The following is a 14,182-nucleotide window of genomic DNA, read 5'->3' on the forward strand; positions in this document are numbered from 1 at the left end:
GACCGGCGCTGGGGGTCGACTGACATCCCCGGTCGGAACCGGCGCTGAGGTCGACGGCGGTCAGTAGATGTCGCGGCGGTACAGCCCGGCCTCGCTCATCGCCTCGACCCGGTCGTCGCCGAGGATGATCCGGAGTTCGGCATCCACCGCGCCCGCCATCCCGACGAGACTGCCGCAGACATAGATCGCCGCCCCCCGGTTCGCCCAGTCGAGCATCCGGGCGGCCTGTTCCGCGACTAGCGCCTGGACATAGCGTCCGCAGCTGGCATCACGCGAGAAGGCGCGGTCGATCCGCTCGAGCGTACCCGCGGCATGCAGCGCATCGAGTTCGGCGGCGAGCGGGCGATCAAACGCGCTGCTGCGTTCGCCATAGAGCAGCCAGGCGGGCGCGCCGCCGGTCCGCGCCCGCTCACGAAGATGCGCCATCAGCCCGGCAAGGCCGGTGCCGTTGCCGATCAGCACGAGCGGGGTCGCCGGATCCATCGGTGTCGCAAACCCCGGATTGGCGCGAAGCCGAATGGCGATAGGATCACCGATAGACGCCACTTCCGTCAGCCACCCCGAGCAGATGCCGAGCCCGCCATCGGCTGCGGGACATTGCCGCACAAGCAGCTCGACACGGCCAGACTCCGGCAGCGACGCGACCGAATATTCTCGGTGCGCAAGCGGCGGTAGCGCCAACGGATCCCGCCCCCCGGCATCGAACGTCGCCGGATCGGGCAGCGTCGCCTTGGCGAGTCCAGCCGCGACCCGGCCGTCATCGACGATCCCGCAATCGGCCAGGAACCGCGCGACGCGGGCCGGATCGTGACGCGGCTCGATCTCGGCGATCGCGCCCGGTGCCCAGCACGTGCCCGCGGGGATGCCGAGCTCGACCCGGTACATCGGCGCGCCCGGGCTGTCGGGATTGAGCCATGTCCGCGCGACCAGCGGCCACGCGGCATAGTCCGCCGGCTGCCAGTCGGGCTGCGCCGGATCCGCGCCGATCGCGTGAAGCTGTTGCTGCCACTGGCGTTCGCCGTCCGCATCGGCCGCATCGAGCTCGATCCGGTCGAACAGGCGCTGCGCCCCGCTGGCATGCAGCCACGAGTCGACGCGCTGACCAAAGGCGCAATAGTCGGGATATTCGCGGTCGCCCAGCGCCAGCACCGCGTAGCGGACCCCGTCGAGATCAGCCGGCGCGGCCATGACGCGGCGCTCGAACGCCCGGGCGGTGTCCGGCGCATCGCCCTCGCCATAGGTGGCCACGACGAACAGGACGGTGCCGGCATCGCGCAGATCGGCCGGCGACACCGTCGCCAGCGGCCGGATCGCAGCACCCGGGAACGCCGCAGCGCTGAGGCGTGCGAGACGCTCGGCGGTGCCGGTCTGCGAAGCGTGGACGACCAGCACGCCGGGTCGGTCCGCCCCCCCGTTGTCGGCCGAGGCAGGAACCGCGACCGCCGCCAGCGCCCGCTTGGTCCGCCGGCGGCCCAGATACAGCAGCAGGCCGGTGACCGTGAACAGCGGCATCGTCAGGCTCGTCAGGAACAGCGCGATCCGCCCGGGCAGACCGAAGAATGCCCCCGTGTGGAGCGGATAGATGCTGGTCGCGATCGTCTCGCCAACGCCGCGATCGGCATAGCGCTCCGCCTTGGTCAGCGCGCCGCTGCGCGCGTCGAAGCGGAGCTCGTCGGTCATCCGGTCCGACCGCGCGCCGATCGGCACCATCCGCATCGTCACGGGCGCCGCGCCCTGCGGGACCGTGATCGTCACCCGGTCGAAACGCGAACCCTCGCTACGCTGGAACACCGCCCAGGCCGGGGCGATCGGTCGCGACTCTTCTGCCACCTCACCCCGGTCGCCGCGACGGCCTCCCGGCGCGCGCTCCTCGCGCCCGCCACGTTCCGGCCGCTCGGTCGTACCGGTCAGCATGTACCGCGCACCCCGCTGATACCAGTCATAGGACCACCAGAGGCCGGTCGCCGCACTCAGCAGGTAGAAGACGAGCACCCAGCCGCCGATCACCGCATGAAGCGCGCGGTACAGGTTGCGTCCGGTCTTGCGCAGATCGAGCACGAACCACGCCCGCCAGTCGCGCGGGTGGCGCGGCCAGCGCAGATACAGCCCCGACACCGCGAAGAAGACGAGCGCCAGCGCGGACAGGCCGGTCAGCTGGCTGCCGATGCCGTTGCGTCCACCCGGCAGCGCGAGCCAGCGGTGGAGGTTCTCGATCGTGCGAAACACCCCCGCGCCGGTGGCGGTGCCGAACAACCGGCCGGTTCGCGGGTCGATATAGCTGCGCTCGCCACCGCGCTGGCCCTTCTTCGCGGCGAAGCGAACCTGCGCTGCGAGCGTGGGATCGCGCGCGATCGTCAGGTCCTGCACCCGCTTGCCCCCGCGCTGCGCGGATGCGGCCCGGACCAGAGCATCGGGCGACAGCCTTGCCGCATCGCCCGCCCCACTTGGCAGCGGTGCGAGGGTCACCACGCCCGGGCTGAGCGCCGCCATGATCTCGTCCTCGAACGCCATCGCGGCGCCGGTCACGCCCATCAGTGCGAGCACGAAACCCGCGGTAATTCCCAGAAACCAGTGCATCTGGAACAGCACGCGACGCAGCGTCATTGCGCGCAGTCTCGAACGATCATCATCTGCCTTCAGCCCCCCAGATCACGGATGCCGCACTATCACGTATTGCTATTGGTTCTCAAGTGCAGCTTTGGGCAGGTGTTGGCCGACGGTCGTCGTCACGCATCGACGCTTGCCCGGACGTCGCGGATCGGCAAGCATGCAACAAAGGGGAGAGATACATGAAGACCGCGATACTGGTCGCGCTGGCTGCGGCGACCGCGATGCCGGCCGACGCGCAAACGGCGCCACCGGTTGTGACCTATATCCAGGCCGGCACGCTGCTCGATCGTCCGGGCCAGGCGCCGCGCGGCGCGACCACGATCATCGTCCGCGACGGCAAGATCGTCGCGCTGCGTGACGGGTTCGTGGCGCCTGAGGCCGGCGCGACGCTCGTCGACCTGCGCACCGCGTTCGTGATGCCGGGCATGGTCGACATGCACGTCCATCTATGGGGCATCGGCGGCGACCCGATGCGCGCCCGGCTTGAGGCGATGACCCGCGACCGGTTCGATGACGAGATGACCGCAGTCGCCAATGCACGGCAGACGCTCGCCGCAGGTTTCACCTCGGTCCGCGATCTTGGCGGCGATCCGCGCGGTATCCGTGCTTTGCGTGACGCGATCGATGCAGGCGCGATCGAAGGGCCGAGCATTACCAATGCTGGCGAGATGATCTCGGTCACCGGCGGGCACGGCGATGGCGGCAACGGCCTCGCCGAGGAATTCGCCGATATGGTGCATGGTCGCGAGGTCAATGTCTGCAACGGGCCCGATGACTGCCGCCGCGCGGTCCGGGCGCAGGTTGCGCTCGGTGCGCGTGTCATAAAGTTCGCGGCGACCGGCGGCGTGCTGTCGAACGTCAGCGGCGGCCTGGGCCGGGCGATGACCCCGGACGAGATGCACGCCATCATCGACACCGCGCACATGCTCGGCCGCAAGGTCGCCGCGCACAGCCACGCGACCGAGGGAACCCGCGCCGCGCTCGAGGCGGGGGTCGATTCGATCGAACACGGCACGTTTCTCGACGACGAGACAATCCGTCTCTTCAAGACCAGGGGCGCCTATCTCGTGCCGACCGAGATCGCACCGGTCGCGGCACTCGCCCAGGCACGCGGCGGCGCCCTGCCCGCGGCCACCATCGTCAAGGCGGAGTCCGCCGCCGCGGCAATGGCCGCCAGCCATCGCCGCGCCTATGCGGCCGGCGTCAAGGTCGCCTTCGGGACGGATACCGGCGTGTCGAAGCACGGCGACAATGCGACCGAATTCGCGCTGCTCGTGCAGAACGGCCTTACCCCCGCACAAGCTATCGCCGCGGCGACGAGCGGCGCGGCGGATCTGCTGGGGCGGGAGGATATCGGCACCCTCGCGCCCGGCAAGACGGCAGACATCATCGCGGTGCGGGGGTCCCCGCTCGACGATGTGAACCGGCTCACGCAGGTCGATTTCGTCATGCACCGCGGAGTCGTGGCGAAGGCGGTCGCGGCGAAGTGATCGTCACGCGGCGGCGGCCCCTGCGCGGCGAGCGCGCCGCCGCCGTAGGGGCTCAGGCGGTCAGTTGACGCCGCCGGATCTCGCCGAGCAGCGCTTCGGCGGCGGGGTCGCCGACCTCGCCTTCCGTCGCGCGATAGGCGGCAATTACATCGGCATCCGACGCAGCGGCCAGCAGCCCACGGACCTCGGCGTCGAACGCATCGACCTCACCCGCCGCGGCATCGGCGGCGTCGTCGCTGCTGATCGCCGGTGCGTCGGCGGGCGACGGTTCATGCGCCATGATCGCGTCCTGCTTGAACACGTCAAAGGCGTCTGCGGCCTCGTCCCGCTCGACAAAGGCGATCTTGAGCGAGGTGAGCAGATCGAGCGGCGATGCGATATTTTCCATATGCTCACGGTAGGCACGGGCCCGCGAATGGCAAGCGCGATCGCGTCTCGGCACGGCAAGTCCGTCGCTCGCTGGCCACGGCACGCCGCGCGTCCCGAAGCGGGGCAGCCTATTGTACGATCAATCTCGTCCGCGTCTCTTGACGATCGGGCAATGGCCTATACGATAGCGGTAACATGAGTGGAGAGGGAAATTGATGTCGCATATCGCCGCGCCGGTCCAGTCGGCGTTGCCTGCGGATTGGCGCAACGCGCTGCTGCTTGGCCGGGTTGATCTCGGCGACGGCCCCACGCCCATATTGATCAGCCGCGGTGAAGTCTTCGACATGTCCCGCGTCGCGCCGACCGTGTCCGCGCTCGTCGCGGGCGGCACGTTCGACGCCGCCGCCGGCCAGTCGCTCGGCACGCTCGAATCGCTCGACCTGTCCGCGGCGGTCGATGCGCCTGCGCGCCTGCTGAGCCCGATCGACCTGCAATGCGTCAAGGCCGCCGGCGTGACGTTCGCGGTGTCCGCGATCGAGCGCGTCATCGAGGAGCGTGCCCGGGGCGATGCCTCCAAGGCCGTCGAAGTGCGTGGCCGGCTCGAGGCCCGGATTGGCGGCAGCGTCCGTTCGGTCGTGCCGGGTTCCGCCGAGGCGGCGGCGCTCAAGGCGGCGCTGATCGAGGACGGGATGTGGTCGCAATATCTCGAGGTCGCGATCGGCCCCGATGCGGAGATCTTCACCAAGAGCCCGACGCTCTCGACCGTCGGCTGGGGTGGCCCGATCGGGATCCGGTCCGATTCGACGTGGAACAACCCCGAACCCGAAGTCGTGCTGCTGGTCGATGCAGATGGCGCGATCGTCGGCGCGACGCTCGGCAACGACGTCAACCTGCGCGATTTCGAGGGCCGTTCCGCCCTGCTGCTGAGCAAGGCCAAGGATAATAACGCGTCCTGCTCGATCGGGCCGTTCATCCGCCTGTTCGAAGACGGCTTCTCGCTCGACGACGTCCGCGCGAGCGACGTGACGCTCAAGATCGAGGGCGAGGACGGCTATGTGCTCGACGGGCATAGCTCGATGCGCGAGATCAGCCGCGACCCGACCGATCTCGTCACGCAGGCGATGAGCGAGCATCATTACCCGGACGGCTTCGTCCTGTTCCTCGGCACGCTCTTCGCCCCCACAAAGGACCGCGACGAACCCGGCCGCGGCTTCACGCACAAGATGGGCGACATCGTCACCATCTCGAACCCGAAGCTCGGCGCGCTCGTCAACCGTGTCACCACGTCGCGCGATGCGCCCGCATGGACGCTGGGCATCGGCGGCCTGATGGCCAATCTCGCGCGTCGCAACCTTCTAAACGCATGACCTACGATCAGACGGAGACTCCCGTGTTGCAGCAGACCAGCGCCGGTGAAGGCCGTGCCATCTATCCCAGTCTCGCCGGCAAGCGGGTCCTCGTGACCGGTGGGGGTTCGGGCATCGGCGCGGGTCTGGTCGAGGCGTTCGTCGCCCAGGGTGCGCGCGTCGCGTTCGTCGATGTCGCCGACGAACCCAGCCAGGCACTGCTCGAGCGCCTCGCGGTCGATGCGGCCCATGCGCCGATCTATCATCGCTGCGACCTGACCGACATCGATCAGCTGAAGACGGTGTTCGGCGCGCTCGAGCAGGCGCTCGGCGGGATCGACATCCTGATCAACAATGCGGGCAACGACGACCGGCACGGCGTCGACGAGGTCACGCCCGCTTATTGGGACGAGCGGCTGAACGTCAATCTGCGACACCAGTTTTTCGCAGCCCAGGCCGTCGTCCCTGCGATGAAGCGCGCCGGCGGCGGCACGATCCTCAACTTCGGGTCGATCAGCTGGCATCTCGCGCTGCCCGACCTGGTCCTGTACCAGACGTGCAAGGCGGCGATCGAGGGTCTGACGCGCGGCCTCGCGCGCGATCTCGGCCGCGACGGCATCCGCGTCAACACGATCGTCCCGGGCAACGTCCAGACACCGCGCCAGGAGAAATGGTACACGCCCGAAGGGGAGGCGGAGATCGTCGCCGCCCAGTGCCTCGACGGCCGGATCCAGCCGATCGACGTCGCAGCACTCGTGCTGTTCCTCGCGTCGGACGATGCGCGGATGTGCACCGGGCACGATTATTTCATCGATGCGGGCTGGCGCTGAACCATGGATAGCGAAGCCCGCCTGCTCGCTTCGGTCGGCGCCGAGCTCGGTGAAGGACCGGTCTGGTCGGCGCGCGACAAGGCGCTGTGGTTCGTCGATATCAAGGCGCCCTGCGTCTATCGATATGATCCCGCGTCGCATGCGCTCGATCGCTTCGACGCGCCATCGCATGTCGGCTGGATCCTTCCCGCCCAGGACGGCCTGTGGGTCGCCGGGCTTGCCAAGGGCCTCCACCGCTTCGATCCGCGCGACGGCAGCTTCACGCTGATGAACGGCATCGAGGCGGACCTGCCCGACAACCGCCTCAACGACGCCGCGGTCGATCCCGCCGGCAGGATCTGGTTCGGGTCGATGGACAACAGGGAAGTCCATCCGACCGGGCATATCTACCAGTGGCACCGCGGCGCCGTCAGCAGGACTGCCGTGTCGCCCGTCGTGATCACCAACGGCCCCGCCATCTCGCCCGACGGGCGTACCGCCTATCTGGTCGATACGCTGGGCCTGTCGATCGCCGCGCACCCGATCGGTCTCGACGGCACGATCGGCGCGGGCCGGCCGTTCCTCAAGTTCGACGCGAGCAAGGGCTATCCGGACGGCGCGATCTGCGATGCCGGCGGTGGCGTGTGGGTCGGCTTTTACGGCGGCTGGGCGGCGCGACGGTTCGCGCCCGATGGCACGATGACCGACGAAGTGCGCTTTCCCGTCTCGAACGTCACCAAGATCGCGCTCGGCGGGGACGATGGCCGCACCGCCTTTGCGACGACCGCGCGGCAGGGACTGTCGGCCGAGCACCTCGCCTCGCAACCGCTCGCGGGCGACATCTTCACGTTCCGGACCGACATTGGCGGCATTCCCGTCATGCCAGTCAGCTTGCACCTTTAATCTCTAGACCTTGAACACGCCAACAGAGCGTGCACCATCAGGAAGGACGTCACTAATGAACGGCACGGCTACAGCCAGGGCCACGGGCTCACCCACCGATACGGGGGGCGTCAACAGCGCGCTGATCGCCCTCATCGTCGCGGTGGCGACGATCGGGGGCTTCATGTTCGGATATGATTCGGGCGTGATCAACGGCACGCAAAAGGGGATCGAGGCGGCGTTCGACCTGGGCAGACTGGGCATCGGCATCAATGTCGGCGCGATCCTGGTCGGATCGTCGGTCGGCGCATTCGCGGCGGGCCGGCTGTCCGACGTGATCGGCCGTCGCAACACGATGATGCTGGCCGCAATCCTGTTCATCGTCAGTGCGCTCGCAGCGGGGGCGGCGAATTCGTCGCTGCTGTTCATCATCGCGCGGATCATCGGCGGGTTCGGCGTCGGCGCCGCCAGCGTCACCTCGCCGGTCTATATCTCGGAAGTCGCACCGGCCAATATCCGCGGACGACTGACCAGCATCCAGCAGGTGATGATCATCTCGGGCCTGACCGGCGCGTTCGTCGCGAATTTCGCGCTCGCCCGCTTCGCCGGCGGCTCGACCGCCGAGTTCTGGCTCGGGTATCAGGCCTGGCGCTGGATGTTCTGGCTCCAGGTGATCCCCGCGACGATCTATTTCGTCGCGCTGTTCTTCATCCCGGAAAGCCCGCGCTATCTCGTCGTGAAGGGTCATGACGCCCGCGCCGAAGTGGTGCTGACCCGCCTGTTCGGCGCGGCCGAGGCCCGCCGCAAGGTGGCCGAGATCCGCGCTTCGCTCGCGGTCGATCATCACAAGCCGCGGCTGTCCGATCTGGTCGACAAGACCACCGGCAAGATCCGTCCGATCCTCTGGGCGGGTATCGGTCTGGCGGTGTTCCAGCAGCTCGTCGGCATCAACGTCGTGTTCTATTACGGCGCGACGCTTTGGGAAGCGGTCGGCTTCACCGAGGACAATGCGCTCCAGATCAACATCCTGTCGGGCGTCCTGTCGATCGGTGCCTGCCTCCTGACGATCGCGTTGATCGACCGGATCGGGCGCAAGCCGCTGTTGCTGGTCGGCTCGGCCGGCATGACCGTCACGCTCGGCATCGTCGCCTGGGCCTTCTCGAATGCCGTGCCCGCCGCCTCGGGCGTCGGCGTCACGCTGCCCGGCAATACCGGGCTGATCGCCCTCGTCGCCGCCAATCTCTACGTGATCTTCTTCAACGTCAGTTGGGGGCCGGTGATGTGGGTGATGCTGGGCGAGATGTTCCCGACGCAGATCCGCGGTTCCGCGCTCGCCGTCGCGGGGTTCGCGCAGTGGATCGCCAACGCGCTGATCTCGGTCAGCTTCCCGTCGCTCGTCCTCTCCCCGGGGCTGGCCTTCACCTATCTCGGCTACGCGATCGCCGCGCTCGTCTCGTTCTTCTTCGTCCGCGCCGCGGTCACCGAGACCCGGGGTCGCGAACTCGAAGACATGACCGGCTGAGCCGGACCATGAAAAAGGGCGGGCGGGAGGTGTTCCTCTCGCCCGCCCCATTTCGGCCTATCGGTGGCGCGCTCGGCGCCTAGTGATTGTGCCGCGGCGTCTTCGCGGCAATCCCGCGATACTTGACCGCAAAGTCCAGCACCCCGCCCTGCGCCAGCTGCCCCGTCTTTTCACGGTACAGTTCCTCCCAGGGCGAGTTGCTCGGCGGGATCGGCGGCGCTGGCTCGGTCTTGCGACGGGCGATCTCCTCCGCATCGACCAGCGCGTCGCAGGTCCCCGCGACCAGATCGATCCGGATCATATCCCCGTCACGCAGCCAGGCGAGCCCGCCACCGACCGCACTTTCGGGTGACACGTTGAGGATCGACGGGCTGTCCGACGTGCCCGACTGGCGACCGTCGCCCAGCGTCGGCAACGTCAGGATCCCCTGCTGGATCAGGGCGTCTGGCGGCTGCATGTTGACCACCTCGGCAGATCCGGGCCAGCCGATCGGACCCGACCCGCGGATCACCAGGATGCACCGCTCGTCGATCCCCAGTGCGGGGTCGTTGATGCGGTGGTGATAATCGTCCGATCCGTCGAACACGACCGCGCGGGCCTCGAACCGGTTCTCCGCCCCCGGCGTCGAGAGATAGCGCGCGCGGAAGGAGTCGGAGATCACCGACGTCTTCATGATCGCATGATCGAACAGATTGCCCTTGAGCACCAGGAACCCGGCATGCTCCATCAGCGGCGCGTCGAGCGTGCGGATCATCTCGCGGTCCCGCGTCACGCGACCGGTCAGATTGTCGCCCAGGCTCTGCCCGGTGATCGTCAGGCAGCTCGTGTCGAGCAGGCCCGACTCGGCCAGTTCATGCATCACCGCAGGCACCCCGCCCGCGCGGTGGAAGCGCTCGCCGAGATACTTGCCCGCCGGCTGCATGTTGACGATCAGCGGCACATCATAGCCGTGCGTCGACCAGTCGCTCATGTCGAGCGCGACCCCGGCATGCTGCGCCATCGCCATGATGTGCGGCTGCGCGTTGCTCGACCCACCGATCGCGCTGACGACGCGGATCGCGTTCAGAAAGGCTTCGCGCGTCAGGATCTTCGACGGGCGCAGATCCTCATAGGCCATGTCGACGATCCGGCGTCCGGTCTCGAACGCCATCTGGCCGCGTTCGCGGTACGGCGCGGGGATCGCGGCGCACCCGGTCAGCGACATGCCGAGCGCCTCGGCGACGGCATTCATCGTCGACGCCGTCCCCATCGTGTTGCAATGTCCGGCCGATGGCGCGCTGTCGGTGGCGCGGGCTAGGAACTCCTCCTCGTCGATCTCGCCCGCGGCCAGCTTGCGCCGGCTGCGCCAGATCACCGTGCCCGAACCGACGAGTTCGCCGTCATGCCATCCGTCGAGCATCGGCCCGCCCGACAGGACGATCGCGGGAATGTCGACGGTCGACACGGCCATGATCCCCGCGGGGGTCGTCTTGTCGCATCCCGTGGTCAGCACGACCGCGTCGATCGGATAGCCATAGAGCGTCTCGACCAGCGTCATATAGGCAAGATTGCGATCGAGCGCCGCGGTCGGGCGACGGCAATTCTCGAAGATCGGGATCGTCGGGAATTCCATCGGGATCCCGCCCGCCGCGATGATCCCGTCGCGCGTCCGCTTGGCGAGCTCGACATGGATGCGGTTGCAGGGCGACAGGTCGCTGCCAGTCTGCGCAATCCCGATAATCGGCTTGCCACAGCGCAGCTCGGCGGGCGTGAGCCCGTAATTCATGAAGCGTTCGAGATAGAGCGCCGTCATGTCCGAGCGGGCGGGGTCGGCGAACCAGTCGCGCGAACGAAACGGCCGAGCCGGTACGCGATCCAAAGCTTCTCTCCTCCAAGTCAATCCGATAGCGCTACCTTTACCTGCCGAACAGTCAAGCTCGGCGCGACACTTGGCGACGAAACAGCCGCCGCACCGGGATCGCCGTACGACGATTTGAGGTTCGCGCCGATTGTAACACGCGTGCAACATGGCGGATTGACGCTCGATCGTGAAGCTGTTGAAACCGGTACATAATCGTGCGGGTCGGGAGAGCCGGAATGCGACAGGTCACAGGCATGTATGCCATATCGCCACGATCGCCGTCGGGCGAGCCGTGTGTCGGATACGCCATCTCCGGGTCACCCCGGTCGGCCGGCATCCTGGTGAACCTCGTCCGGTGACGCCGCGGCAGATCGATCTGGTCCGCGACAGCTTCGTCCATATCCTGTTCGCGGCGGACGAAGCCTCGACGATCTTCTACGACCGAGTGTTCGCGCTCGCCCCGGAATCCCGCGCGCTGTTCACGAACGACCGCACAGTCCAGGGCCGGCTCTTCATGCAGACGCTCGCCAAGATCGTCACCGGGCTGACCGCGTTCGAGGCGATGCGTCCTGAACTGAGGGCGCTGGGCCGACGCCATGTCGCGTATGGCGCCAAGGATCATCATTATGCCATCGTCGGCGACGCGCTGCGCCATGTCGTCGCGCATTTCGCCGGCGCGGATTTCGATCCTGATACCGACCGAGCCTGGCAAGACGCCTATGATCTGGTCGCGCGGGTGATGATCGAAGCAAGCCACGAGCACCACGTCTAGCGGCTCCGGACGGGCCGCGAAGCACGCGCCGCCGGCATCACCCCAGGCGGTCCGGGGCCACCGGCGCATAGCGCGGCACGACGAGATGGATGACGGCGAGCGCGACGAGATAGGCGCAGGCCGCGACGATGAAGATCGGTTGATAGCTGCCGACGGTCCCGAGGATGCGACCCGCGAACTTCGCCATCAGCATGCCTCCAATCGCACCCGAAAGCCCCCCCAGCCCCACCACCGACCCGGTCGCCCAGCGCGGCAGCAGATCGCCCGGCAGCGCATAGAGATTGGCCGAGAACCCCTGATGCCCGGCACAGGCCACGCCGATCATCAGCACCGCCCACCACATGCTCGGCACCTGGGTCGCGAACGCGATCGGCACCGCACACAGGGCGCAGGCGAACATCGCGGTCTTGCGCGCGCGATTGACGCTGTAGCCGCGCCCGATCAGCCGCGACGAGAACCAGCCGCCCGCGACCGACCCGACATCGGCGAGCAGATAGACCGCGATCAGCGGCGGCCCGAAGGCGAGCATCGTCACGCCATATTGCCGGTTGAAGAAGTCCGGCAGCCAGAACAGGAACGTCCACCACACCGGGTCGATGAGGAACCGCCCGAGAATATAGGCCCAGGTCTGGCGTTGCCGCAGCAGCGTCCGCCACGCGACGGGCCGACCGGGTTCGACCGGCTCGCTCTCGATATAGGCGAGCTCCTCGGCCGTGACCCGGGGATGCTCGCGGGGGCGGCGGTAGAAGCCGAGCCAGACGATCAGCCATATGAGCGTGAGCAGCCCGGTTAGGATGAACGCCCAGCGCCAGCCCATCGTCACCGCGATGATCGGGACCAGCAACGGCGTGAGGATCGCGCCGACGTTCGACCCTGCGTTGAAAATGCCGATCGCAAGCGCCCGCTCGCGCCGCGGAAACCATTCGTTGGTCGCGGCGATCGCGGCGGGGAAGGTCCCGGCCTCGCCGAGCGCGAGCGGAATCCGCGCGAGGATCATCCCGCTGGTCGAGGTGAAGAAGACGTGGCCGACATGCCCGATCGTCCACAGCGCCACCGCCAGCGCGTACCCGATCCGCGCGCCGAGCCGGTCGATCAGCCGGCCGAAGACCAGATAGCTCAGACCGTAGGCCGCCTGGAACCAGATGGCGAGATCAGCATAGCCCGTCTCGCTCCAGCCATAGCGTTGCTGAAGGTCCGGCTTGAGCGTCGGCAGGACCAGCCGGTCTACATAGCTCAGCACCACCGCTGCGAACAGCAGCGCGCAGACGATCCACCGGACCCGGCCCCGCGGTTTCTCGACCTCGGCGGGGCTCGATCCGTCGGCGCTCACCAGTTGCACAGCGTGCCGTCTTCCAGCCGGGCGACCGGAAGATAGGCGCGCCGATAGTCATGGGTTTCGGCCAGCGCCTCGTCGATCTCGACGCCGAGGCCCGGCGCCTCCCCCGGATGCATCATGCCCGCATCGAAGCGATAGGCATGCGGAAAGACCGCGTCGGTCTCGTCCGTGTGCGGCATGTGCTCCTGGATCCCGAAATTGGGGACGGAGAGCCCGAAATGCAGCGCGGCGGCCATCGCCACGGGAGAAAGGTCGGTCGCGCCGTGGCACCCGGTCCGGATATGATAGAGGTCGGCGAGCGCGGCGATCCGGCGCAGGTGCGTGATGCCGCCTGCATGTACGACGGTGGCGCGGATATAGTCGATCAGCTGGTGCTCGATCAGATCCTTCGCGTCCCAGATCGAATTGAACACCTCCCCCACCGCGATCGGCGTCGTCGTGTGGTGACGGATCAACTTGAACGCCTCCTGGTTCTCGGCAGGCGTCGGGTCCTCCATCCAGAACAGGTTATAGGGTTCAAGTGCCTTGCCGAGACGCGCCGCCTCGATCGGGGTGAGCCGGTGATGGATATCGTGGAGCAGGTGGACGTCCCAGCCCATCGCCTCGCGCGCCGCCTTGAACAGCTCGGGGACGACGCGGAGGTATTTCTCGGTCGACCACACGCTTTCGCTGGGCAGATCCGCATCGGCGGGTTCGTAGCGTGCGCCGTGCTTCGCGACGCCATAGGTCGAGGCGAGCCCGGGCACGCCGCATTGCAGCCGGATCGCCTTGTAGCCCTTGGCCTGCTCGGCTTTCGCGACCGCGATCGTGTCGTCGATCGTCGTGCCATTGGCGTGGGCATAGACCATGCACGCGTCGCGCGCGGCGCCGCCGAGCAACTGATAGACGGGCATCCCCGCCAGCTTGCCCTTGATGTCCCACAGGGCCGTGTCGACCGCGGCGATCGCCGCCATCGTCACCGGGCCACGCCGCCAATAGGCGCCCTTGTACAGAAACTGCCAGACGTCCTCGATCCGATGCGCGTCGCGACCGATCAGGCAGGGCACGACATGATCGCTGAGATAGCTCGCGACGCTGAGTTCGCGACCGTTGAGCGTCGCGTCGCCGAGCCCGGTGGTGCCGTCGTCGCACTCGATCTTGAGGGTCACGAAGTTGCGCCCGGGGCATGTCACGATGACGCGGGCATTGACGATCCTGGGCATGACG

The 14,182-nt window shown here is 67.8% G+C and carries 11 protein-coding genes; 6 read left to right on the forward strand and 5 right to left on the reverse strand.

The annotated features are described in order from the left end of the window. Positions 1 to 60: 60 nt before the first annotated feature. Positions 61 to 2,604, reverse strand: a complete 2,544-nt coding sequence (locus FHY04_RS04260; RefSeq protein WP_183935529.1) for a sulfite reductase flavoprotein subunit alpha — start codon at positions 2,602 to 2,604, stop codon at positions 61 to 63. 185 nt (positions 2,605 to 2,789) lie between these two features. On the opposite strand from FHY04_RS04260, the gene FHY04_RS04265 reads away from it, so the two are divergent. Next, entirely contained in the window at positions 2,790 to 4,100 is a 1,311-nt protein-coding gene (locus FHY04_RS04265) for an amidohydrolase family protein (protein WP_183935530.1), read from the forward strand. A 52-nt stretch (positions 4,101 to 4,152) separates the two neighbouring features. Here FHY04_RS04265 and FHY04_RS04270 read toward each other — a convergent pair whose 3' ends face one another. Continuing rightward, positions 4,153 to 4,488 carry a hypothetical protein gene (locus FHY04_RS04270; RefSeq protein WP_107933366.1) on the reverse strand — a complete coding sequence of 112 codons (336 nt, stop codon included), beginning with the start codon at positions 4,486 to 4,488 and terminating at the stop codon, positions 4,153 to 4,155. 196 nt (positions 4,489 to 4,684) lie between these two features. Here FHY04_RS04270 and FHY04_RS04275 point away from each other — a divergent pair, with 196 nt between their 5' ends. Genes FHY04_RS04275 through FHY04_RS04290 form a run of 4 tightly spaced genes read left to right on the forward strand, consistent with a single transcriptional unit; the run spans position 4,685 to position 9,028 of the window. Continuing rightward, positions 4,685 to 5,836, forward strand: a complete 1,152-nt coding sequence (locus tag FHY04_RS04275; RefSeq protein ID WP_183935531.1) for a fumarylacetoacetate hydrolase family protein — start codon at positions 4,685 to 4,687, stop codon at positions 5,834 to 5,836. Further along, positions 5,833 to 6,645 (forward strand): SDR family NAD(P)-dependent oxidoreductase, encoded by an 813-nt coding sequence (locus FHY04_RS04280; protein ID WP_052149092.1) that lies wholly within the window; start codon positions 5,833 to 5,835, stop codon positions 6,643 to 6,645. The genes FHY04_RS04275 and FHY04_RS04280 overlap by 4 nt, the downstream gene beginning before the upstream one ends. A 3-nt stretch (positions 6,646 to 6,648) precedes the next feature. Beyond that, positions 6,649 to 7,527 (forward strand): SMP-30/gluconolactonase/LRE family protein, encoded by an 879-nt coding sequence (locus tag FHY04_RS04285; RefSeq protein WP_183935532.1) that lies wholly within the window; start codon positions 6,649 to 6,651, stop codon positions 7,525 to 7,527. 55 nt (positions 7,528 to 7,582) lie between these two features. After that, positions 7,583 to 9,028 (forward strand): sugar porter family MFS transporter, encoded by a 1,446-nt coding sequence (locus FHY04_RS04290; protein WP_183935533.1) that lies wholly within the window; start codon positions 7,583 to 7,585, stop codon positions 9,026 to 9,028. A 79-nt stretch (positions 9,029 to 9,107) separates the two neighbouring features. Here FHY04_RS04290 and FHY04_RS04295 read toward each other — a convergent pair whose 3' ends face one another. Further along, positions 9,108 to 10,886 carry an IlvD/Edd family dehydratase gene (locus FHY04_RS04295; RefSeq protein ID WP_056675738.1) on the reverse strand — a complete coding sequence of 593 codons (1,779 nt, stop codon included), beginning with the start codon at positions 10,884 to 10,886 and terminating at the stop codon, positions 9,108 to 9,110. Between the two features lie 337 nt (positions 10,887 to 11,223). On the opposite strand from FHY04_RS04295, the gene FHY04_RS04300 reads away from it, so the two are divergent. Next, a complete protein-coding gene (locus FHY04_RS04300; RefSeq protein ID WP_183935534.1) occupies positions 11,224 to 11,640 on the forward strand; it encodes a globin domain-containing protein in 417 nt (138 codons plus the stop codon). A gap of 37 nt (positions 11,641 to 11,677) precedes the next feature. On the opposite strand, the gene FHY04_RS04305 is transcribed toward FHY04_RS04300, so the two are convergent. Beyond that, a complete protein-coding gene (locus FHY04_RS04305) occupies positions 11,678 to 12,970 on the reverse strand; it encodes an MFS transporter (protein ID WP_183935830.1) in 1,293 nt (430 codons plus the stop codon). Then, entirely contained in the window at positions 12,967 to 14,178 is a 1,212-nt protein-coding gene (manD, locus tag FHY04_RS04310) for a D-mannonate dehydratase ManD (RefSeq protein WP_183935535.1), read from the reverse strand. The genes FHY04_RS04305 and manD overlap by 4 nt, the downstream gene beginning before the upstream one ends. Positions 14,179 to 14,182: the final 4 nt, after the last annotated feature.

It is taken from the genome of Sphingomonas sp. BK481 (assembly GCF_014194875.1).
In the GTDB taxonomy this organism is placed as follows: Bacteria; Pseudomonadota; Alphaproteobacteria; order Sphingomonadales; family Sphingomonadaceae; genus Sphingomonas; species Sphingomonas aerolata.